This is a genomic window from Pseudofrankia asymbiotica (assembly GCF_001983105.1).
Classification (GTDB): domain Bacteria; phylum Actinomycetota; class Actinomycetes; order Frankiales; family Frankiaceae; genus Pseudofrankia; species Pseudofrankia asymbiotica.
In genome coordinates, this window is record NZ_MOMC01000166.1 from 1 (window position 1) to 1,578 (window position 1,578).

2 protein-coding genes are annotated in these 1,578 nt (G+C 64.2%); both read right to left on the minus strand.

Features of this window, described 5'->3' with window-relative positions; translation table 11 throughout:
- The coding region (locus tag BL253_RS39000; protein ID WP_131831718.1) for a transposase family protein at nt 1-556 on the minus strand (556 nt) is incomplete at its 3' end.
- 303 nt (nt 557-859) lie between these two features.
- The coding region (locus tag BL253_RS39005; RefSeq protein WP_131831719.1) for a sulfotransferase family protein at nt 860-1,578 on the minus strand (719 nt) is incomplete at its 5' end.

A 1,578-nucleotide genomic window follows, 5' to 3' on the forward strand; every position in this document is an offset into this window, starting at 1 on the left:
GACGGCCTGGCATTTCCGGAAGCTGGTCGAGTAGATTCTCGACCTGGGTGATCTCGTTGGTGTCGTCGGGGACGCGGATCTGTCCGACGACGAGGCCTCTGCCGTGGATCATCGCGGCAAGTAGCTTGACCTGTGTCTTCTCATCTACCCATGCGCCACGCATGACCTTGCCATCGACCGCGATGGCGATCTGCTCCCCGTGCTCCCGGGCGGTCTGCGTGAACAGCCAGCAACCGATGCGGGCGTCCAGAGCCGCTATGTCGATGACCTGGAGAACTGCGCGGATCGCCTTCTCGCTGGGTACTCGGTACCGTCCGAGAAAGTGGTCGTAGGGCGCGCCCARCCGGGCCAGCAGGGGCTGGGGGATTCTCACGGCCCAGCGGCCGATCTCGCTGAGGCGCTGAGCGCCGGTCATCGTCGAAACAAGCGATGTCGACAGGATGTACCGCAGGCTGTAGATCGCTCCCTTTGCCTTGCGTGGGTCGGGAATCTCGCCGAGCATCGCGAGCAGGCTGGAGATGTCGAGCCGCTCGCAATCTACGGGCTCGGTGGACATGCAGGGGTCAAGCTGGCATGATGGCACGTGGTGGCCTTCTGTCTTGGGTTTTGTTTGGTGGTACTTACATTGTCCCAAGTGGAAGGCCACTTCTCTCTCAACGGGGAGCCTGCATCCCGTCAAGCATTTCCGGGTCAATTGCCTGCCGCCTGGCGCGGAACGCGCCGTCGAATCACGGCCAGCGCCAGAACGAGTTTCTACGGCAGGAATCCGCGACGAGCTGTGGCGATAATCAATCGCCCGTCGGACGCCGAGGAATGATCACCGGGCCGACTACCATCGGCTATCAATCATGACGCTGCGCTACCTCGCCGGAGCCCTGGGGTCGCGGTGTGTCTGTATCAGCAATGCTTCCGGGTACTCCGCGAGTAACTCGCCGAGGCTCCAGATGTGGCCCGGGGATTTCAGCACCCAGCGGTGCGCCGGGTGACGCGCCTGCAGATGCTGGAGGAACTGCCGATGCCACCGGTACGCCGGCGCCATGTCGGCAGTGTCCAGCAGCCAGGTCATGTAGCTGGGAACCCGATACTCCGTGCCGAACAGCGTGCTCCGGAAATCAGCGTTCGTGATACAGACGCATTCCTGGGCGAGCCGGGCGCCCATCGGATGCATGCCCTGCAGCTCCGGCATCACCTGACCGATGGCCGCAAGCCTCATGTCGACCGCGTCGATACGGGGGTCGGTGTCATAGGTCGCGGTTTCAGGTGGCGGGTATGGTCGCTCGACCTCCCAGGTCAGCGGCACGCGTGTGGCGGGATCCTGCGCCATCAGGTCATGCAGGATCGTTGTGCCCGTGCGGCCATGCCCGACGATCACAACCGGCGGTACGACGTCGGCCTTCGTGACCGCCGGGTTGGCCTTGCTGTACGCGACGATCTTCAGGCGGTTGACGAGCTGCTGCTTGAGCTCGCGGCCAGCGAAGGCGGCACCGATGCCGTTGAGATCCGCGTCGCCGCGCAGCGCGTCCACCAGTCGCTCGAGGCCCTCTTGCCATGCTTCCCCGCCGAAGTCCTCGGAACCGG